Below are 20119 nucleotides of genomic sequence, written 5' to 3'. Positions count from 1 at the left end.
TTCGAGCGGGGCTACCAGCAGGAATGCGGGTGGGCGCCGGAGCGGGCGGACGGCTCAGGGGCGGTGGCGGGCGAAGGCCACCAGCAGCCGGGCCACCGCCGAGGCGAAGGCGTCGAGCTGCGCCGCCTCGGCGAACTCGCCCGCCGCGTGCGCCCGGTTGGCGCCGAGGTCGCCGGGGCCGAGCACCACGGTGAACGAGTCGTCCGGCAGGTCGGCGGCCCAGATCGCGTCGCAGGTGAAGGCCGGTTCCCCGTCCGGCACCCGGGGATGCCGGCCCGCCGGGTCAGCAGGTCCTCGAACCCCGGGTGCCGGCCGTCCAGGACCGGCAGGCCGCGCTTGGGCCAGTCCAGCCGGGTGATCCGGGCGCAGTCGGCGGCCGTCCGGGCGAACTCCGGCAGTCCGGCGAACCCGTGGCGGAACGCGTCCAGCCCGGAGCGGACCGCCGCCTCGACCGCGGCCTCCATCCGGCGGCCCGAGTCCGCGTCCCGGTAGGGGAGGTTGAGCAGCAGTTCGCCGCTCCCGTAGACCCGGTTGTGCAGCGGGCCGGTGCCCAGGCCCGCCACGCACACCGGGTCGCGCGGGCCGGCCAGGCGGCCCAACTCCCGTGCCAGGTGCTGGGCGAGGAAGCCGAGCAGCACCGTTGCGTTGTGGCCCGCGCCCGGGCAGTCGTCGATCGCGTCCTCGCCGCGCACCCGCAGCCGGGCGGTGGCGGCGGCGGTGGCGCGCGGCAGGTAGCGCAGGCCGGTCGGCTCGCAGAACACGTTCAGCGCGCCCACGTACCCGGCCCCGACCAGCGGACGGGTGCCGAACACGCCCATCGCGCCACCCTCCTCGCCGGACACCGCCTGCACCAGCACCCCGACCTCGCGCCCGACCCGGGGCTCCGCCGCCACCGCCGCCCGGAGGCCGGCCAGCAGCGCCACCGCCGGGCCCTTGGCGTCGATCGCGCCCCGCCCGGTGAACCGCCGCCCGTCGAACCCCACCGGCTCCGCCCCGGCCACCGTGTCCAGGTGCACGTTGAACATCACCGTCGCCGCCCGGGGCAGCTCCGGCCCGAGGCGCAGCACCAGGCTCGGCTGGCAGGCCAGGAACCCGGGCACCTCGGCGACCGCCCGCTCGACCGTCAACGGCACGCCGGGGCGGTCGAGTTGGTCCGGGCCGGGCGCACCGCGGTACAGCTCCACCAGCCCGAGGCCCGCCGCCGCCCGCGCGTACACCCCCAGCGCCTCGGGCAGCAGCGGCAGCGGCGCGCCCGGGCCGGTCTCCAGCGGCCCGGCGGTGGGCAGCCGCAGCAGCTCCAGCAGCAACTCCCGTTCGTCCGAGGAGAGTTCCGCTCCGACCTGGTCGGCCGCCGGGGCGCGCTCCACCACCCCCGCCCCGGACGGCAACGGCTCAACGGGCATCGGGCACCGCGCCTTCCCGGGCCGTCGACACACCCGCGACCCGCTCGTCCGGCTCCCGTCCGTCCGGCTTCCGCCCGTCCGGCTCCCGTCCGTCCAGCTTCCGCCCGTCCGGCTCCCGCCCGTCCGCGTGCCGCCCGTCCGCGACCCATTCGTCCGTGAACCGCCCGTCCGTGGCGCGGGGCACCGGCGCGTCCCGGACCAGGCCGCCCGGGACGAGCCGCCAGCCAGGGGAGTGCGGCAGCACCTCGCGTTCGATCAGGGCGGTCAACGCCCGTCCGGCGGCGACGAATCCGCTGTCGGTGCCGCCGTCCGCCGCCAGGCCCTGGTGCGGCCGGGTGGCCAGGTGCGGCTCCAGTGACCACACCCCGCGCCAGCCGCGCGCGGTCAACAGCCGCAGTGACTCGGCGAGTCGGGCGTCCCCCGCGCCGGGCAGCACGTACCGGGTGTCCTCGCCGCGGCCGACGGCGTCCTTGAGGTGCACGTGGTCGACGTGCCCGACGGTCCGGCGGAGCAGCTCGAACCCGTCGTAGCCGTACGCCGCGCCGTTGCCGGTGTCGTGCAGCAGCCGCAGCCCGGGGCTGTCGACCGAGGCGAGCAGGTCGAGCGCGTTCTCGGCCGAGGCCCCGCCCCAGCCCGCGCAGTTCTCGTGCAGCGCGACCAGGCCGCCGCGGCCCGCGCCGACCGCGATGCGGCGCATCCGCTCCAGCACCCGCCGACGCCACTCGGCCTCCGGCAGGCCGGTGCCGTTGGGTAGGACATCACCCGGACCCGGTCGGTGCCGAGCAGGGCGGCGCGCTCGGCGAGGGCGCCGAGCTCCCGTTCCTCGGGCCCGTGGTCGGCGGTGACGTCGGAGGCCCAGTTGCCGATCCGGGAGGCGAGGCCGCAGACCCGGATGCCCCGCCGCCGCAGGGTGCGGGCGAGGGCGGTGACCTGCCCGATCGGCAGGTCGGCGATCCAGATTCCGTCCACCGTGCGCAACTCCAGCTCGCTCCAGCCGAGTTGTTCCAGGGCGTCGAGCTGCCCGGCCAGGTCGGGCGCGGCCTCGTCGCCGATGCCGCCGAACCGGACGGCCGCCCGCAGGGCCACCGGCGTCCGATCCACCGCCCGCCGGGCCACCGGCGTCCGGTTCGCCCGCCGCCACCGCGCCGTCCGTCGCCGCCCGGTCCGGCCGCCCTTGCGGAAGGCGCTCACCGGACCGCCACCGCCCGGCCCCCGCCGCTCCGGGCCCTACCGCCGCCCTCGCCGCCCCGGGACCCGCCCCCACCGCCCCCACCGGACCCGCCGCCGCCCGCCGCGATCGCCTTGGCGCGGTCGAGCAGCCGCACCACCTCGGTGTTGACCGCCAGGTCGGGGTGGGCCCGCCGCCGCCCCGGGCCCGCCGCCGTCCCGCCGAGGTCGGCCGCGTAGTAGGCGTACGTCTGGGCCAGGAAGTCGCCCAGCGCGTCGTCGTGCAGCAGCTCGGTGCGCTCGCCCTCGTGGTCGATGACGGTCAGCCGGGCGTACGCGTCGGCCTCGCTGCCGGGAAAGTGGCCGATCAGGGTGGAGCGGGCGAGTTCCAGGGTGACCCGGCGCTCGCGCACCGGCGAGGTGAGGTCGGAGCGGATTCGGGTCCACGCCCCGCCGTGGTGCTGGAGGTTGAGCCAGGCGGTGCCGAGTCGGGGCAGCACCCGGCCGTCGACCACCATGTCGCTGCCGCCCGCGCCGGTCACCTCGCCGGGCCCGGCGAGTGCGAGGCAGAGGCCGAGCGAGTGCGGCAGTTCGACGTCGAACGCGGTGGGGTGCCCGTCCCCGGCCAGCGAGCGGGAGAACCGCGGCTTGCGCTGGACGACGTGGATGGTGCGCAGCGGCCCGTACGCGTCCTGGGCGAGCAGCGCGCGCAGCCGACCGGTGAGGCGGCTGCCCAGCCACTGGGCGACCACCACCAGGTCCAGCCCGTACCGGTCGCGCAGCGCGAGCAACTCGTCCAGACCGCGGCTGTCGGCGGCCACCGGCTTCTCCAGCAGCACCCGGCGGTAGCCGAGCCGGCCGAGGGTGTCCAGCGCGGCGGCCCGCTCGGTGGGCGGGGTGCACAGGTGGACGACGGTGCGGTCCGGGTCGAGCAGCCGGGCCGCCTCGGTGAGGGTGGTCGGCCGCAGGTCGGCGGCGGCCCCGGGGCGCCGGTACGGGTCGACGGCCAGGACCGGACCGGCCGCGAACAGCCGGGCGGTGCCGGGTTCGGCGCGCAGGCGGCGCAGCACCGGGAGGTGGAGTCCGTGTCCGGCCCGTCCCATTCCGACGAGTAAGGTCCCGAGTCCGTTCGGCATGGCGGGGCGTCATTCCTTCCGGGTCGCTTCGGTGCTTCTTCGCCCGGTATTCAACCAGCACTTCGGCGACGATCCGTTCCGTCGTCAAATCGCTTACCGGAAAGGCCATTCGAAGGAGTGAACCGGCCTTCCACGCCGGGTGGACGGGGCCCGGTCGGCATAGATTCGGGTGCCCGGCAGATTCGGGCACGGACCTTTCCGTCCGCTCGATCCACACCATCCGATGAGAGCTTCATGGGTGCCACTACTTCCCCGGGTGTCTCCTTCTTCACCCAGGTCGAGACCTTCGAATCCCTCTGGCCCACCACCCGGCGCCACCTCGACGACCTGATGGACCGCGGCAAGTACTCGCACGGCCCGAAGGTCGAGGAGTTCGAGGCCGCCCTCGCCGCCTGGACCGGCGCCCGGCACGTGGTCGGCGTCAACAGCGGCACCGACGCCCTGTCCTGCTGCTGCGCGCGGCCGGACTGCGCCCCGGCGACGAGGTGATCGTCCCCGCCTACAGCTTCGTCGCCTCGGCGAGCTCGGTGGTGCTGGCCGGCGGCCGCCCGGTCTTCGCCGACATCGACCCGCTCGGCTACTGCCTCGACCCGGCGAGCGTCGAGGCCGTCCGCACCGACCGCACCCGGATGGTCATGCCGGTCCACCTGTTCCACCAACTCGCCGACCTGCGCGCCCTGCTGGACCTCGCCGACCGGCACGGCCTGACCGTCGTCGAGGACAGCGCCGAGGCGTTCGGCATGCGCTGGGACGGCGTGCACGCCGGACTGCACGGCGCGGGCGGCGTGCTCTCCTTCTTCCCCACCAAGACGCTCGGCGCGATCGGCGACGCCGGTGCCGTCCTCACCGACGACCCCGCCCTCGCCGAAGCCGTCTCCGCGATGCGCCACCACGGCCGTACCGGCCGCACCCTGGACGACTTCCGCACCATCAACCGCCCCACCGAACTGCTCGGCACCAACAGCAAGATGGACGACATCCAGGCCGCCGTCCTGCTCGCCAAACTCGGCCGCGCCGACCAGGACATCGCCCGCCGCGCCGCCCTCGCCGCCGGCTACACCGAACGCCTGACCGGCACCCCCGGCCTCACCCTGCCCACCGTCCTGGCCCGGGACGCCGCCACCGACCCGGTCTGGTACGTCTACCTGATCGAGTCCGACCACCGCGACGGACTCGCCGCCCACCTCGCCCGGCACGGCGTCCAGACCGAGACCTACTACCCGACGCCGCTGCACCTCCAGCCCTGCTTCGCCGAACTCGGCCACCGCCCGGGCGAGTTCCCGCACGCCGAAGCCGCCTGCGACCGCGCCCTCGCGCTGCCGCTCTACCCCGACCTCGCCGACCACGAACTGGACCTGGTCAGCGACCTGGTCCGCGACTTCCAGCACGGAAAGCAGCGCTGACCCGCCGATGACCACCAGCACCGCCGCCACCGGCACCGGAACCACCGGCACCGGAACCACCGGCACCGGGACCACCGGCACCACCGCCACCGGCACCACCCGGGCCGGCACCGCCGAGGCCGCCGCCACCATCCCGTTCTTCCCGCCCGACCTGTTCGAGGACGACCGCCGACTGCTGCTCGACACCGTCCACGAGGTCGCCACCGACCCGGCCCAGCGCTTCATCCTCGGCGAGCGCACCGCCCGCTTCGAGGACCTGCTCCGCACCGACCTCGGTACCGAGGACGTCATCGCCTGCGGCAGCGGCACCACCGCACTCACCCTGATCCTGCGCGCCCTGGGCATCGGCCCCGGCGACGAGGTGGTCGTCCCCGCCTTCGGCTGCGCCCCGCTCGCCAACACCGTCCTCGGCGTCGGCGCCACCCCGGCGTTCGCCGACGTCGACCCGCACGCCCTGGTCATGGACCCGGACGCGGCCGAGGCGCTGATCACCCCGCGCACCAGGGCGCTGATGCCCGCCCACCTGTTCTCCGTGATGGCCGACATGCCGCGCCTGCGCGCCCTGGCCACCCGCTACGGCCTGCGCCTGATCGAGGACTCCGCGGTCGCCCAGGGCGCCGTCCTGGACGGCCGCCCGGCCGGCACCTGGGGTGACGCGGGCGTCTTCTCCTTCGTCCAGGTGAAGTCCTTCGGCGGCCCCGGCGAAGGCGGCGTCGTGGTCACCGGGGACCGCGAACTCGCCTGCACCGTACGGATGCTGCGCAACCACGGCCAGGACGGGGTGCACCGCTTCCGGCACCACCTGATCGGCCTGAACAGCCGCTTCGACGAGGTCCTCGCCGCCTTCCAACTGCGCCGCCACCCCGGCCTGGCCGCCCGGCTGGCCCGCCGCGCCGAGATCGCCGCCCACTACACCGCGCACTTCACCCCGCTCGCCGCCCGTGGCGTCCTTCCGCCCCCGCCCGGCACCGACGGCCGCTGCTACTACGTCTACACGCTGCTCGCCGAACGCCGCGACGACCTCCGGCGGCACCTGGCCGCGCACGGCGTCGACAGCCACGTCTACTACCCGCAGCCGCTGCCCCACCAGCCCGCCTTCGCCCACGCCGCCCCCGCCGACGGCCACTGGCCGAACGCCGAACGCGCCGCCCGGCAGTGCCTGTCCCTCCCGGTCTACCCGCACCTGACGGACGCCCAGGTCGAACGGATCACCACCGCCGTCCTCACCTTCCCGGCCTGACCGGCGCCACCGTCCCCCCGCACCCCGGTGGACGCCGCCGCCCCGACCGTGCGGCGGCGCCCACCGACCGACGCCTTCCTCAGCCCGCCGCCACCCCCACGGCCCGCCCCCCGCGGCACCGTCTTCCGCGGCACCGTCCGCCGCGGCCCCGGCGTCGCGTACGGCCGCCGCGGCCAGCTCCGTGATCACCCGCCGGTCCGGCTTCCCGGACGCGCCCACCGGCAGCCGCTCCAGCACCACCAGCCGCTCCGGCAGCTTGTACCGCTCCAGGCCGCACAACTCGGCCAGGAACAGCGTCAGTTCGGCGAGCTCCAGCCCCGCGCCGCGCGGCACCGCGCAGACGCACATCCGCTCCCCGAGGTCCGGGTCCGGCACCGGCACGCACACCGCCTCCGCGACCTCCGGGTGTCCCTCCAGCAGCTGTTCCACCTCCGCGGTGGAGATCGACACACCGCCCCGGTTCACCGTCTGCCTGATCCGGGCCAGCACCCGCAGCGAGCCGTCCGCCTCCAGCACCCCCCGGTCGCCGGAGCGCACCCAGCCGCCGTCCACCCGCAGCCGGGCGTCCAACTCCGGCTCCCCGACGTGGCACAGCGGCGACATCGGCCCGCGCGCCTGCAACTCGCCCGGCACCCCGGCCGGCACCGGCCGCCCGTCCGGCCCGCACACCCGGAACTCCGCGACCCGCGGGTCCGGCCGCCCCACCCGCAGCACGTCGCCGTCCGGATCGTCCCAGCGCGCGTGGCAGTTCAGACCGTCGCTGGCGCCGTACACGTTCACCACCGGACAGCCGAACCGCCGCAGCGCCGCACCCAGCACCGCCGGGGAGAGCGCCGCCGCACTCGACACCACCGCCTGCAACGAGGACAGGTCCTCACCCGGCGCGGGAGGCCGCTCCGCCATCCGGCGCAGCATGGTCGGCACCGCCGCCAGGTGGGTCGGCCGCCACCGCCCCACCGCCGCCAGCGCCCCCGCCGGATCGAACCGCTCCCCGCCCGGCAGCAGCAGCACCGTCGCCCCGCACCGCACCAGCGCCACCACCGCCAGCGAGCCATACGCCGTCGCCGGGCTCACCAGCAGCAGCACCCGCGGCGGCGCGCCGTCCGCCGTCTCCAGCACCCGCTCCACGTACCGCCCGCGCCCGCCGGCCAGGGCGTTGTGCGAGTACGCGACCAGCTTCGGCGCGGCCTCCGAACCCGAGGAGAGCAGAATCCGGGCCGGGGCCTCCGGGTCCACCGCCGCCGGCCGCCAGCCGTCCCGCTCCGGCCACGGGTCCTCGTCCAGCACCACCACCTCGTGCAGGTCCGGGAGGTCCGGCCGCAGCCCGTCCACCAGCGCCTTCCACTCCGGCGCCGTCACCACCGCGTCCACCCGCGCCGTCCCCCACACCGCCAGCAGGTCCCGCCGCCCGTGCCCTGGCGTGCACGGCAGCACCACCGCGCCCAGCGCCGCCACCGCCAGATCCACCACCGGGCCCGCCGGTCCGCGGGCACCTTCACCCCCACCACCGACCCCGGCCGCACCCCCCGCGCGGCCAGCCCCGCCGCCAACCCCCGCACCCGACGACCGAGTTCCGCGTACGACAGCTCACCGCCCCGGTCCACCACCGCCACCCGCGCCCCGTCCGCCGCCACCCGCTCCGCGAACAGCTCATACAGCCCCCGCCCCGGACACCAGCCCCGCTCCACCCAGCGCTCCCGCACCTCCCGGTCCACCCGGTCGGGGAACTCCACGCCAGCCACCGAAACCCACGTCACAGCCACCACTCCCGTTCACCGATCCGCCGACCAACAACGAACCCCCGGGCCCGTGCCCGCCGCCACCTCACGTCCCGAACTCCCAGGCGCGCGCGGACGAACGCGCACCCGTCCGCGCCGAACTCGAACGCCGCCGCCACTCGCGGGTCGCGCGCCAGGACGCCCAGGTCCGTGCACACCTCCACCCCGCCGTCCACCCCGCCGTCCACCCCGCCGTCCGGCGCGCCCGGGTCGCCCGCCGCGCCGCACAGCAGCCGGGCCGCCGACAGCAGCGAGGACTCGACGTGCTGCCCCCGCCCGGTCCGTTCGCGGGCCTCCAGCGCCGCCACCGCCCCCGCCGCGCAGACCAGACCGCCCAGCACGTCGCAGACGGTCAGCAGGGTGGGGCGCGGCGGCAGCCCGTCCGGCGCCAGCAGTGCGGCCAGGCCGGAGTGCGCCTGGACGGGTAGTCGGTGCTCAGCCCGGGCCCGCCGCCGCTGGCCTGGGCGTACACCAGCCCGGGGCGCAGCGCGGCGACCGTCCCGGCGTCCAGCCCCAGCCCGGCGACCTTCGCGGGTGCCAGGCTGTGCAGCAGCACGTCCGCGCCCCGCACCAACTCCCTTACCGCCGAACGCCCTTCGGCACCGCGCAGGTCCGCCTCCAGCACCCCCTTGCCACGGTTGAGCGCCGCGAACCGCGCCGACACCGCCGCCCCGCCGTCCGCCACACCGCCGCCGCCGGATGCCCCGCCGTCCGCCGCCCGCCACCGCCGGCCGTCATCGGCGGCACCCCGCGCAGCGGGTCCCCGCCCGGCGGTTCGACCCGCACCACGGTGGCCCCGAGCAGCGCCAACACCCGTCCGGCCAGCGGCCCCTGGACCCGCCGGGCGATCTCCACCACCGTCACGCCGTCCAGCGGCCCACGGGTCGGCGGCGCGGACGGCGCCGAGGCGGCCCCCGCCGCCCCGCCCGCCCGCAGCCGCCACGGCATCCCGCCCAGGACGGTCGGCCGGGCCGCCGCCACCGTCAGCTCCACCCCGCACGCGGCGGCGATCCGCGCCAGCCGCCGGTGGCCGACCGCCCGCGCCGCCGCGAACAGCTCCTCCCGCAGCGGGCAGGCCGCCGTCCCGTACCGGGCCTGGAACGGCAGCCAGGCGCGGCCCACCACCGCCGCTCGACGCCCAGTTCGGACCAGAACCGCAGCCAGCCGTCCGCCGCCAGCGCCTCCAGCTCGAACCACACCCCGTCCGCCGCGCGGAACGGCGGCCCGCCCGTCCCGGCCGGCTCCGCGCCCTCCCGGTCCGGGGCGGTGGCCGCCGCCAGGTACTGCGCCAGCCCGAGCAGCGCGGCCTGCGCCACCGAGACGCCCACCTCGCGGTACGCCGCGCCCGCCCGCCGCGCGCGCAGCGCCGCCAGCGCGCCCGGTCGCGGCCAGCACCCCGGCGGCCACCGACGCGAAGTCCACCCGCAGCGGCGTGGGCGCCCCGTACCGCCGGCCGTGCACGTGCATCACCCCGCAGGCCGCCTGGACGTCCGCCTCGCTGCCGACCGCCAGCCCCAGCGGGCCCGCCCAGGAGATCCGGCAGACCAACTCGTCGCCGACCTCCAGCAGTTCGCCCTCCAGCGGTCCGCCCTCGCGACCCGCACCCCGGAGGCGCGCAGCAGCCCCGCCGCCACCTCCCGGGCCAGCCGCGGCCAGGTGCCGAGCACCGGTCCGCTCACGGCCGCCGCCCGTGCACCGCGTACACCACGTTCGAGCAGGCCAGGAACCGCGGGTCGCCGAACATCCCGCGCAGCCGGGCGAGTTCGTCCTCGGTCAGCCCCTCCCGCAGCAGCGCCCCGCGCAGGTGCCAGGTGTTGTGCAGCTGCATCTCCAACTGCGGCGTCCCGGGCGCGAGCATGCCGATCCGGGCCTCCGCCTCCACCCCGGTGAACCCGGCCCGCACCAGCGCGCCGGCGCACTCCCGGCCCCAGCCCTGGTGCGAACCGCGCGCCCGGAAGGCCCGCAACTTCGCCCGCTGGTACCGCTCGTACAGCTCCCGGTCCCGCTCGTCGGGGACGGTGAGCACCGGCGCGTACTCGGCGTCGAACTCCAGCAGGTGCAGCACCCCGCCGGGCCGCAGCGCGGCGAACAGCTTCGCCAGCACCGCCTCCCGCTCCGGCAGGTGGGAGAGCACCAGCCGGACGTGCACCAGGTCGAACGCGCCCTCCGGCAGCGGGTCCCGCACCACGTCGTGCCGCCGCACCGTCAGCCCGGACCGGGCGGGCACCGGCAGCGGCACCAGGTCCGTCGCCAGCACCGAGCCCCGGGCGCCACCTGCCCGGCCAGCCAGACCGCGACGCTCCCCGCCCCCGTGCCCACGTCCAGGCAGCGCATCCCCGGCCCGACCCCGCCCGCCCGCAGCGCGCCGACGCTGATCGGATCGAGCCACGCCGCCAGGCACCGGTGCTGCCCGGCCGCGTGCACGCTCCCGTTGTCGAACAGGTACGACCCCCCGACCGCGTCCCCGTCCCCCAGCCCGACCGCGTCCCCGCCCCTGCCCCCAGCCCGACCTCGATCCCGACCCCGGCCGCCGCCACCGACCCGCCCATCACACCCGCCCCACCGCGGCGACACCCGCGCCCGCACCGGAACCCGCGCCCGCCGTGACACCCGCACCGGAACCGGAGCCCGCGTGCGCCAGCACCCGCCGCGCCGCCAGCCGCCCCGACCGCACCGCGCCCTCACTGCTCGGCCGCAGCATCACCCAGTCCCCGGCGTACTCGACCGCCCGGGTCGGCCGGTCCAGGAACGCGGCCCGCTCCCGGACCGCCGCCGGCGCGCCCTGCGGCAGCCCGAGCGGGAAGCGGTGCACCAGCGTCCGGACGGTGGCCGCCCGCAGGCCGGGCAGGAAGCGCTCGGCCTCCGCGCAGAGCGTCTCCACCACCCGCTCGTCCGGCTCGTCCAGCAGCGTGGGGGAGAGCCACGGCGAGGCGAACACGCTGACCAGCCCCTTGCCCGCGGGCGCCCGCCCGGCCGCCTTCAGGTGGTCGAGGATCAGCCCGGTGCACACCCGGCTCTCCGCCTCCGGCACCGACAGCGCGTAGCTCGGCGCCCCGGTCGGGCTCGGCAGCGGCCGGTCCAGCAGGCAGGCCACCTTGAGCATCGGCGTGTACGTGCTCGCCGCCAGGTACGCCCGCTCCCGGTCCGGGAGGTCCGCCCCGCGCAGTTCCAGGGCCAGCGGCGCGGGCACCGCCAGCACCGCCTGCCGGGCCCGGACCCGGGCCCCGTCCGCGAACTCCAGCAGCACGCCGCCGGGTTCGCCCTCCGCCCGCTCCCGGACGGCGACCACCCGGCGCCCCAGCTCCACCGGCAGCCGCTCGGCCAGGCGGCGGGCCAGCGTGTCCATCCCGTCCCGGTAGGTCATCCAGCGGGCCCCGGCGCGCCCACCGAGAGCAGGGTGGCCACCATCGGGGCGACGGCCGAGCTCTCCGGCCGCCAGCCGAAGCAGTGGCCGGAGAGCGGTTGCAGCATCGCCGCCAGCAGTTCCTCCCGCCCGGGCGAACCGGCGCAGAACTCGCTGAGCGTCGCGTCCCGGCTGGGCGCGGTCTCCGGCCGGTCGGGGTCGAACCCGCGCCAGGCGGTGGCGAGTTCGGCGGTGAAGCGCAGCCACGCCCAGCGTCCCCGCCAGGACAGCCCGGCGCCGGTCAGCAGCCCCTTCGGGTGCCCGAGGTGGGCGTGCGCCCGGCCGTGCCGCCACAGCGCGAACCCGGGCCCGATCACGGGCACCTCGGACTCCGGCAGGCCGACCGCCCGGATCAGCTCCCAGGTCGCCTCGTACCCGGCCCCCGCGATGGTCTCCGCGCCCTCGTCCAGCAGCCACCCGTCCACCCGGCTGGAGGCCATCCGCCCGCCCACCCGGTCCGCCCCCTCGAAGACCCGCACCGACCGTCCGGCCGTCACCAGGTGGTGCGCCGCGGCCAGCCCGGCGATCCCCGCCCCGACCACCGCGACGTCGACCTCCACCTCGGCCCCGCCCTCGTCCCCGTGCACTGCGCTCCGCTCCCTCACCGTCTCAACTCCCGCTCTCGCCACCACGGTTCACGTCCACTGCCCGGTCCCGATCCCGGTGCTGCCGGCCAGCACCCGGGCCCGCAGCTCGTGCCGCCGCACCTTCCCGGTGGCCGTCCGCGGCACCGCGTCCCAGCCGACCACCAGCGGTTCGGCCAGCGGCGGCAGGTCGCGCACCGCGTCCCGCCAGCGCGCCGGGTCGAGCCCGCCGTCCGCGGTGACCAGCACCGGCTGCGGGCGGCCGTCGGCCACCGACAGCAGGACGGCCTCCTCGACGTCCGGCAGCCGCTCGTGCAGCACGTCCTCGATCTCGACGCAGCTCAGCCCGGGCACCATGTCGACCTCCCGGTCCAGCACGAAGACCCGGCCGTCGCGGGTCCGGGTGCCGAGGTCCCCGGTGTTGAACCAGCGGCCGTCGAGCTTGCGCCCCCAGCGCTCCGGCTCGCCCAGGTAGCCCAGGCAGAGCGCCCCGGTGCGGGCGTACAGCATCCCGGTCTCGCCGGGCCGCACCGCCCGCCCGGGCCGCGCGGGGTCGACGACCTTCAGCCGCACCCAGCCGGGCACCGGCCGCCCCAGGTCGCGGGTGGTCGGGTGCCGCCCGGCGGGTCCGGCCAGCGCCCCCCGAGTCAGGAACCGGAAGCTCAGCGGCCCGGTCTCGCTCTGCCCCCACCCCTGCATCCACAGCGGGCGCCGCCGCCGGGTGGCGTCCAGGAACGCCCGCACCGTCGGCGGGTGCATCGCGTCGAAGGTCGAGATGAACAGCCGCACGTCCCGGAACGGGTTGCCCGCCCCGGCCGTCAGCGGCTGCCAGCGCACGTAGCTCGACGGCAGCGCCTCCAGGACGGTCGGCGGATGGCTGCGCAGCAGCGCGGCGGCCGCCGACGGGTCCGCGTCCGGCAGCAGCGCGACGGTCCTCGGCGCCCGCCAGAACGCGCTGACCGTCCAGGTCAGCGCCCGCCCGTGGGCGAACGAGACGGCGCTGGCCACGGTGTCCGTGCGGCGCACCGACAGCACCGGCCAGGGCCGCGCCTCGAACGCCGACAGCCGCCGGATCAGCGTCCGGGTCGAGTGCACCACCAGCTTGGGGACGCCGGTGGTGCCCGAGGTGTGGATCACCGCCAGCGGCTCGTCCTCCCCGCGGGTGCGCACCCCCGGCACCGGCCCGCCGCGCAGCTCGTCCACCGCCAGCGTGCCCGGCGACGGCCCGTCCAGGCAGACCGTCCGCCCGGCCAGGCCGGTCAGCTCCACCCCGGCCGCCCGCGCCCCGCCCAGCACGTCCCGCTGGGTGACCAGCACGTCCGGCCGCAGCCGCCGCAGCAGCGCGCCCAGGGCGTCCGGCGGCACCCGGTCCGACAGCAGCGCGGGCACCGCCCCGATCCGGGCCGCCGCGCAGGCCAGCAGCACGTAGTCCCAGTGGTTGCGCTTGACGACCGCCACCGACGACCCGGGCCCGGCCCCGGCCGCCACCAGCCAGGCCGCGGTCTCCCGCACCAGCTCGGCCACCCGGGCGGTGTCGTAGACGGTGCCCCGCTCCGGCGCCAGGTCCAGCGGACGGCCCAACCGGACGTCCACCGAGGGCCGTTGGTCGGCCAGCGTGTCGAACAGCGGCCCCAGGTCGAGCGGCAGCCGCCCGAACGGCGCCCCCGTCCCGCCGCGCCGCGCCCTGCTGCCCGCGGTCCCGCCGCTCGCCGTTCCGCCGCTCACAGCCCACCGCCGAACACCACGAGGGCCAGGTCGGTGCCGATCAGCAGCGCGCAGCACACCCGGTGCAGGCGGATGCCCAGCCGGCGGGCGAGCAGGATCTCGCCCCGGACGAACCCGAGCACCCACTGCCGGGCCCGCAGCGCGATCACCGGCGCCATCACCAGCGGGAACCACCACGGCGCGAACCCGGCCACCGCCGAGCCCACCAGCAGCACCGCCTCCAGCGCCGAACACCCGGCCACGAACGCCGCGTTGCCGCGCGGCGGGAGCAGCACCGCGGCGGTCCGGCGCCCCACCGCCCGGTCACCGGGGATGTCGTTGGTGTTGGAGTACACGCCGAACAGCAGCGGCCCCAGCCCGAACACCAGCGCCTGCACCACCGCGAAGCCGTCGGAGCGCCCGGTCAGCAGCCCGTACAGCGGCAGCACGAAGAACCAGCCCAGCGCCGCCAGGAAGAACTCCTGGAAGCCGTTGTAGCTGATCCGCAGCCACCAGGTGTACTGGAAGCCGAACACCGCCAGCGCCGCCGTCCCGGCCACCGCCCACCAGGGCCGGGCGGGCGCCGCCGCGACGGCCGCCGCCCAGCACAGCACGCAGACCGCGACGCCGCCCACCCGAAGCGGATCGCCTGGCGCTCCGTCAACGTCCCCGCCACCAGCGGCTTGCGGGCCAGCCGCCGGGCGGGCGCGTCCGGCCCGTAGTTCACCGCGTCGCTGCCGTCCCGGTACCCGGTGACGTCGTCGAAGGTGCACATGGCCGCGCTCATCGCGACCTCGCCCGCCAGGAACAGCACCAGTACCGGCACGGTCGTCCCGGCCCCCACCCCCGACCCGGCGGCCAGCACCATCGCGGCCACCAGCGGGACGCTCAGGTAGTAGTCCCAGATGTCGAGCTTGGCCAGCCGGGCGTACGCCCGCCAGGGGATCGGGGCCGCCTCGGGGGCAGCGGGAAGTGCGACGTGCTCCACGGGAAACGCAGTCCTCTCGACGGCGGCCGCAACCCGGGACGCGAACTGCCGCGGGGGGCCGGAGACAACGGGCCGACCGCGCTGACGGTGCGCGCGCTGACAGTGCGCCAATTCGCCGCGACGGACCAGGAGTCGGCGGTCGCCATCATGACATAGTGCGACCGTTCGGACGCATTTCTGTGATCAGAGAAAAAGCGGGCGATCGGCTATTTCCCCGACCGCCCGTGCGATCATCCGACCGCATTTCCGCCCCCGCTCGAACGGCCCGGACCGCCCGGACCGCCTGCACCGTCCGCTCAGGCGGAGAAGCTCCCCGCCCCACCCGGCACGTGCGTCCCGTAGCCCGGCCGCACCGCCACCGACGGGCCCAGACAGAACGGATTGCCGTACACCTGCACCGGACGGTCGGTCTGGTTCGTCAACACGTGTGCCACCGCAGGAAGTTGTCGGCAGCCGGCCGGGTCGTGGTAGACGTCCAGCGGCTGCGCCTCGGTCGAGAACACCACCACGTCGCCGCTCGCCGCGCGCACCGCCGCCGGGGCCGGCGCCGCCAGTCCGAACACCGAGCCCGCCGCCAGCAGGGAAATCAGAATCGCTCGCACCATCATCCTTTGTGAACGGTCAACTCCCGTGCCCATCACGGAACACCCCATCGCTATCGTGCGCACACACTCCGAATCCAACCGCGCCCGCCGAATTCACCCGACCGGCCGGACCGCACCCCCGCCCGCCCCGCGCCGACCGCACCCCCGCACGCCCCCGCCCCGCGCCCCGCGCGCACCGCCCCGAGCCGCCCGCCACCACCCCGCCACCGACCCGCGCCGACTCCGCCCCGCCCGGCACCCGGCCGGACTACCATCGCCCCCATGACGACCCAGCCGTCCGCCCGCCCCGCCGTCTTCGGCCCCAACACCCACTGCCACTGGTGCGGGACGCCCTACCCGGCCGGCACCACCGGCTGGCCGCGCACCTGCCCCGGCTGCGGCGAGATCAGCTACCGCAACCCGCTCCCGGTCACGGTCGCCCTGCTCCCGGTGCACCTCCCCGACGGCGAGACCCGGCTGACCGTCATCCGCCGCACCATCGAACCCGGCTACGGCCTGCTCGCCCTGCCCGGCGGCTACGTCGACTACGGCGAGAGCTGGCAGCAGGCCGCCGCCCGCGAACTGCGCGAGGAGACCGGCATCCTGGCCGACCCGGCCGAGGCCCTGCTGGTCGCCACCGACTCCGACGCCCGGGGCGGCTTCCTCTGCCTGTTCGCCCTCTTCCCGGCCCGCGACCTGGCCGACCTGCCGCCCTCCGTCCCCACCGACGAGACCGAGGGCTGGGAGCTCGCCACCGTCGAGACCCCGCTGGCCTTCCCGTTCCACACCCGGGTGGCCCGCTCCTGGTTCGACGGCGAGTACGCCCCCCGCTGAACCCGGCCGCCCCCGCCGCGGCCCCCGGCTCCGGTCAGCGCCCCAGCACCGCCATCGCCGCGTTGTGCCCCGGAATCCCGCTCACCCCGCCGCCCCGCACCGCCCCGGCCCCGCACACCAGCACCCGAGGATGCCCGGTCCCCACCCCCCACCGACCCACGCCCCCGCCGGAACCCCCGAAACCGCCGGAACCCCCGGAACCGCCCCCGTCCCCGTCCCCGTCCCCGTCCTCCGCGCGGAACGGGAACGCCAGGTCCCGGTGGAAGATGTTCCCGCCCGGCAGCCGCAGGTCCGCCGCCAGGTCCAGCGGCCCGCGCACCTCCAGGCACGGCCGCCCCTCCCCGTCCACCGCCAGGCAGTCCGCCAACGGCTCCGCCAGCACCCCGTCCAACGCCGCCAGCACCCCCGCCAGCGCCGCCCGCCGCACCCCCTCCGGGTCCGCGGCGAACAGCCGCGCCGGCACCTGCAGCCCGAACAGCGTCAGGGTCTGCGCCCCCGCCGGCACCCCCGGCCCAGGATCGACCGGTCCGCCAGCGAGTGGCAGTAGATCTCCGACGGCGCGGGGGAGGGCAGCCGCCCCGCCGCCGCCTCCCGGTACGCCCCCTCCAGCTCCCGGTACGACTCCGCGACGTGGAACGTCCCCCCGAACGCGTCCCGCACGTCCACCGCCCCGTCCCGCAGCCGCGGCAGCCGGCTCAGCAGCATGTTCACCTTCAGCTGCGCCCCCTCCGGCGCCGCCTCCCCGGCCCGCTCGCCCACCAGCCGCGCCAACTCCGCCGGCGCCGCGTTGCACAGCACCCAGCGCGCCCCCACCCGCCGCTCCACCCCGTCCGCGTCCAGGTACCCGACCTCGGCCGGTCCCGCCGCGCCCCCCGGGTCCACCGCCACCACCTCGCACCCCGTCCGCAGCTCCGCCCCGCCCGCCAGCGCCGCCCCCGCGAGCGCCCCGGTCACCGCCCCCATCCCGCCCACCGGCACGTCCCAGTCACCCGTCCCGCCCCCCACCACGTGGTACAGGAAGCACCGGTTCTGCCGCAGCGAGGGGTCGTGCGCGTGCGTGAACGTCCCGATCAGCGCGTCCGTCAGCACCACCCCCCGCACCACGTCGTCCGCGAACCGCCGCTCCAGCGCCTCGCCCAACGGCCGCTCGAACAACTCCGCCCACGCCACCGGATCGTCCACCCGCGCCCGCAGCTCCGCCCGCGACGGCAGCGGCTCCGTCAGCGACGGGAACACCCGCTCCGCCACCCGCCCGGTCATCCCGTAGAACTCCCGCCACGCAGCGAACTCCCGCTCCCCACCCGTCAGTTCACGGAACGACTCGGCCGTCCGCCGCTCGTCCCCGCCGTCCACCAGCAACCCCCCGACCCGCCCGTCCCGCTCCCACGGCGTGTACGAGGAGATCCGCCGCCGCCGCAACTCCACCCGCACCCCCAGCTCGGCCGTGATCCGCCGCGGCAGCAGGCTCACCAGGTACGAGTACCGCGACAGCCGCGCGTCCACCCCCGCGAACGCCCGCTCCGACACCGCCGCCCCGCCGACGTGCCCCAGCCGCTCCAGCACCAGCACCCGCAGCCCGGCCCGCCCCAGGTACCCGGCCGCCACCAGCCCGTTGTGCCCGCCGCCCACGATCACCACGTCGTACGCCACCGTCATCCCGCCGGTCTACCACCTCCCGCCCGCCCCCACCAGCACCCCGACCGCGCGACCCTGGACCACCGGACGATCACGTGGCAGGGTCGGCAGCGTCAGCACCGCACGGACGGCCGCCACCAGCACCGCCGTCCCCGCCCCGGCCTGGAGACCACCACGTGAGCACCCCTCCGACCCCCCAGGACCAGCACCACCTCGAGCCGCTCTGGCGCCCCGACCCCGCCCGCGCCGCCGCCAGCCGCCTGGTCGCCTTCCAGCGCTGGGCCGCCGACCACCACGGCGCCCCCGCCGCCCCGCTCGCACCGGTCACCACCGACGCCGAGGCCGCCACCCGCTACGCGGACCTCCACCGCTGGTCCACCGGGGACCTCACCCGCTTCTGGACGGCCGTCACCGAGTACTTCGACGTCCGCTTCCACACCCCGCCCACCGCCGTCCTCGCCGAACCCGCCACCATGCCCGGCGCGACGTGGTTCCCCGGCGCCACCCTCAACTACGCCGAACACGCCCTGCGCGCCGCCGAGGACCCGGCCAACGCCGACCGCCCCGCGATCCTCCACCTGGACGAGCGCACCGCCGAACCCGTCGCCACCACCTGGTCCGAACTCCGCCGCCAGGTCGGCTCGCTGGCCGCCGCCCTGCGCGCGCACGGCGTCCGCCCCGGCGACCGGGTCAGCGCCTACCTGCCCAACATCCCGCAGGCCGCCGTCGCCCTCCTCGCCACCGCCGCCGTCGGCGCCACCTGGACCAGCTGCGCCCCCGACTTCGGCGCCCGCAGCGTCCTCGACCGCCTCCAGCAGATCGAGCCCACCGTCCTGTTCGCCGTCGACGGCTACCACTACGGCGGCAAGGACCACGACCGCACCCGGGTCGTCGCCGAACTCCGCCGCGAACTCCCCACCCTGAACACCGTCATCCACGTCCCGCTCCTGAACACCCCCGCCCCCGAAGGCACCCTCCCCTACGACGACCTGGTCGCCGCGGACACCGAACCCGTCTTCGAACCCGTCCCCTTCGACCACCCGCTCTGGGTGCTCTACTCCTCCGGCACCACCGGCCTCCCCAAGGCCATCGTGCAGAGCCAGGGCGGCATCCTGGTCGAACACCTCAAGCAGGCCGCCCTCCACCTCGACCTCGGCCCCGACGACCGCTTCCTCTGGTACACCTCCACCGGCTGGATGATGTGGAACTTCCTGCTCGCCGGCCTGCTCACCGGAACCACGATCGTCACCTACGACGGCAGCCCCGGACACCCCGACACCGGCGCCCTCTGGTCGGTCGCCGCCCGCACCCGCGCCACCGTCCTCGGCACCTCCGCCGCCTACGTCATCGCCAGCCGCAAGGCCGACCTGCACCCCGGCCGCGACCTCGACCTCTCCGCCGTCCGCTGCCTCGGCACCACCGGCTCCCCGCTCCCGCCCGACGGCTTCCAGTGGATCTACGACGAGGTCGGGTCCGACCTCTGGCTCGCCTCCGTCAGCGGCGGCACCGACGTCTGCTCCTGCTTCGTCGGCGGCGTCCCCACCCTCCCCGTCCACCTCGGCGAGATCCAGGCCCCCTGCCTCGGCGCCGCCGTCGAATCCTGGGACCAGGACGGCCACCCGCACACCGACACCGTCGGCGAACTCGTCGTCACCAAGCCGCTCCCGTCCATGCCCACCGGCTTCTGGAACGACCCCGACGGCCACCGCTACCACGACAGCTACTTCGACACCTACCCCGGCACCTGGCGCCACGGCGACTGGATCACCGCCACCTCCCGCGGCACCGTCGTCATCCACGGCCGCTCCGACTCCACCCTCAACCGCCAGGGCGTCCGGATGGGCTCCGCCGACATCTACGAGGTGGTCGAACGGCTCCCCGAGATCGCCGAATCCCTGGTCATCGGCCTCGAAGAGCCGGACGGCGGCTACTGGATGCCGCTGTTCGTCGTCCTCACCCCCGGCGCCGAACTGGACGACGACCTCACCACCCGCATCCGCACCTCACTGCGCACCCAACTCTCCCCGCGCCACGTCCCCGACGAGGTGATCACCGTCCGGGGCCTCCCGCACACCCTCACCGGCAAGCGCCTCGAAGTCCCCGTCAAGCGCCTGCTCGGCGGCACCCCCCTCACCCAGGCCGTCAACCCCGGCTCCGTCGACAACCTCGACCACCTGCGCTTCTTCGAACAGCTCGCCACCACCCGCAAGCAGCCCTAGCCGGAGAAGGCCCCGAGGGGCCGCCACCGCCCCCACGGCGG

The 20119-nt window shown here is 76.5% G+C and carries 15 protein-coding genes and 4 pseudogenes; 5 read left to right on the top strand and 14 right to left on the bottom strand.

What is annotated here, in order from left to right; all coding sequences use genetic code 11:
* Positions 1-11 precede the first annotated feature (11 nt).
* The 3 genes from QMQ26_RS07305 to QMQ26_RS07295 form a co-directional block, all read right to left on the bottom strand.
* Positions 12-1403, bottom strand: coding sequence for a M20/M25/M40 family metallo-hydrolase (locus QMQ26_RS07305; protein WP_318552207.1), 1392 nt, complete (start codon positions 1401-1403; stop codon positions 12-14).
* Positions 1393-2112 carry a sugar phosphate isomerase/epimerase family protein gene (locus QMQ26_RS07300; RefSeq protein ID WP_282205143.1) on the bottom strand — a complete coding sequence of 240 codons (720 nt, stop codon included), beginning with the start codon at positions 2110-2112 and terminating at the stop codon, positions 1393-1395. Before QMQ26_RS07300 ends, QMQ26_RS07305 begins: the two co-directional genes overlap by 11 nt.
* Positions 2113-2590: 478 nt before the next feature.
* Positions 2591-3673, bottom strand: a complete 1083-nt coding sequence (locus QMQ26_RS07295) for a Gfo/Idh/MocA family oxidoreductase (RefSeq protein WP_282205142.1) — start codon at positions 3671-3673, stop codon at positions 2591-2593.
* Between the two features lie 267 nt (positions 3674-3940).
* Between QMQ26_RS07295 and QMQ26_RS07290 the strand changes: the two are divergent.
* Both QMQ26_RS07290 and QMQ26_RS07285 read left to right on the top strand, forming a co-directional pair.
* Positions 3941-5109 (top strand): annotated as a pseudogene (locus QMQ26_RS07290) (DegT/DnrJ/EryC1/StrS family aminotransferase).
* Positions 5110-5116: 7 nt separating this feature from the next.
* Positions 5117-6349 (top strand): DegT/DnrJ/EryC1/StrS family aminotransferase, encoded by a 1233-nt coding sequence (locus QMQ26_RS07285; RefSeq protein ID WP_282205141.1) that lies wholly within the window; start codon positions 5117-5119, stop codon positions 6347-6349.
* Between the two features lie 261 nt (positions 6350-6610).
* Here QMQ26_RS07285 and QMQ26_RS07280 read toward each other — a convergent pair.
* The 9 genes and pseudogenes from QMQ26_RS07280 to QMQ26_RS07240 all read right to left on the bottom strand — a co-directional run.
* Positions 6611-7783 (bottom strand): annotated as a pseudogene (locus QMQ26_RS07280) (class I adenylate-forming enzyme family protein); the annotation flags it as partial.
* Entirely contained in the window at positions 7705-7953 is a 249-nt protein-coding gene (locus tag QMQ26_RS07275; RefSeq protein WP_282206452.1) for a hypothetical protein, read from the bottom strand. The pseudogene QMQ26_RS07280 and the gene QMQ26_RS07275, both read right to left, overlap by 79 nt.
* Before the next feature lie 149 nt (positions 7954-8102).
* A complete protein-coding gene (locus QMQ26_RS38185) occupies positions 8103-8504 on the bottom strand; it encodes a CoA transferase (protein ID WP_404814158.1) in 402 nt (133 codons plus the stop codon).
* Positions 8480-8791 carry a CoA transferase gene (locus tag QMQ26_RS38180; RefSeq protein WP_404814084.1) on the bottom strand — a complete coding sequence of 104 codons (312 nt, stop codon included), beginning with the start codon at positions 8789-8791 and terminating at the stop codon, positions 8480-8482. Before QMQ26_RS38180 ends, QMQ26_RS38185 begins: the two co-directional genes overlap by 25 nt.
* Positions 8707-9252 carry a CoA transferase gene (locus tag QMQ26_RS07265; protein WP_282205140.1) on the bottom strand — a complete coding sequence of 182 codons (546 nt, stop codon included), beginning with the start codon at positions 9250-9252 and terminating at the stop codon, positions 8707-8709. Before QMQ26_RS07265 ends, QMQ26_RS38180 begins: the two co-directional genes overlap by 85 nt.
* Positions 9253-9802: 550 nt before the next feature.
* Entirely contained in the window at positions 9803-10384 is a 582-nt protein-coding gene (locus QMQ26_RS07260; RefSeq protein ID WP_282205139.1) for a class I SAM-dependent methyltransferase, read from the bottom strand.
* A 291-nt stretch (positions 10385-10675) separates the two neighbouring features.
* A pseudogene (locus tag QMQ26_RS38175) lies at positions 10676-12027 on the bottom strand (protoporphyrinogen/coproporphyrinogen oxidase).
* 138 nt (positions 12028-12165) lie between these two features.
* Entirely contained in the window at positions 12166-13839 is a 1674-nt protein-coding gene (locus QMQ26_RS07245; RefSeq protein WP_282205136.1) for a class I adenylate-forming enzyme family protein, read from the bottom strand.
* Entirely contained in the window at positions 13836-14453 is a 618-nt protein-coding gene (locus QMQ26_RS07240) for a UbiA prenyltransferase family protein (RefSeq protein ID WP_282205135.1), read from the bottom strand. The genes QMQ26_RS07245 and QMQ26_RS07240 overlap by 4 nt, the downstream gene beginning before the upstream one ends.
* Before the next feature lie 138 nt (positions 14454-14591).
* Between QMQ26_RS07240 and QMQ26_RS07235 the strand changes: the two genes are divergently transcribed.
* Positions 14592-14714, top strand: a complete 123-nt coding sequence (locus QMQ26_RS07235) for a hypothetical protein (RefSeq protein WP_282205134.1) — start codon at positions 14592-14594, stop codon at positions 14712-14714.
* A gap of 388 nt (positions 14715-15102) precedes the next feature.
* Here the strand turns inward: QMQ26_RS07235 and QMQ26_RS07230 are convergent, their stop codons facing one another.
* The gene (locus QMQ26_RS07230) at positions 15103-15414 is read right to left on the bottom strand and encodes a hypothetical protein (RefSeq protein ID WP_282205133.1); all 312 of its coding nucleotides are present in this window, start codon (positions 15412-15414) and stop codon (positions 15103-15105) included.
* Between the two features lie 258 nt (positions 15415-15672).
* On the opposite strand from QMQ26_RS07230, the gene QMQ26_RS07225 reads away from it, so the two are divergent.
* The gene (locus QMQ26_RS07225) at positions 15673-16224 is read left to right on the top strand and encodes an NUDIX domain-containing protein (protein ID WP_100835371.1); all 552 of its coding nucleotides are present in this window, start codon (positions 15673-15675) and stop codon (positions 16222-16224) included.
* Positions 16225-16258: 34 nt separating this feature from the next.
* On the opposite strand, the pseudogene QMQ26_RS07220 reads toward QMQ26_RS07225, so the two are convergent.
* A pseudogene (locus QMQ26_RS07220) lies at positions 16259-17880 on the bottom strand (phytoene desaturase family protein).
* A gap of 155 nt (positions 17881-18035) precedes the next feature.
* Here QMQ26_RS07220 and QMQ26_RS07215 point away from each other — a divergent pair.
* Positions 18036-20078: an acetoacetate--CoA ligase gene (locus QMQ26_RS07215; RefSeq protein WP_282205132.1), complete on the top strand. Its 2043-nt coding sequence runs from the start codon at positions 18036-18038 to the stop codon at positions 20076-20078.
* Positions 20079-20119: the final 41 nt, after the last annotated feature.

The organism is Kitasatospora fiedleri (assembly GCF_948472415.1).
GTDB lineage: Bacteria > Actinomycetota > Actinomycetes > Streptomycetales > Streptomycetaceae > Kitasatospora > Kitasatospora fiedleri.
This window is presented reverse-complemented; position numbering and strand designations above follow the sequence as displayed.

Bases quoted from the DNA above. Each gene is read 5' to 3' on its own strand.
- QMQ26_RS07305 (WP_318552207.1), bottom strand. From the start codon at position 1,403: ATGCCCGTTGAGCCGTTGCCGTCCGGGGCGGGGGTGGTGGAGCGCGCC.
- QMQ26_RS07295 (WP_282205142.1), bottom strand. From the start codon at position 3,673: ATGGGACGGGCCGGACACGGACTCCACCTCCCGGTGCTGCGCCGCCTG.
- QMQ26_RS07285 (WP_282205141.1), top strand. From the start codon at position 5,117: ATGACCACCAGCACCGCCGCCACCGGCACCGGAACCACCGGCACCGGA.
- QMQ26_RS07235 (WP_282205134.1), top strand. From the start codon at position 14,592: ATGGCCGCGCTCATCGCGACCTCGCCCGCCAGGAACAGCACCAGTACC.
- QMQ26_RS07230 (WP_282205133.1), bottom strand. From the start codon at position 15,414: ATGATGGTGCGAGCGATTCTGATTTCCCTGCTGGCGGCGGGCTCGGTG.
- QMQ26_RS07225 (WP_100835371.1), top strand. From the start codon at position 15,673: ATGACGACCCAGCCGTCCGCCCGCCCCGCCGTCTTCGGCCCCAACACC.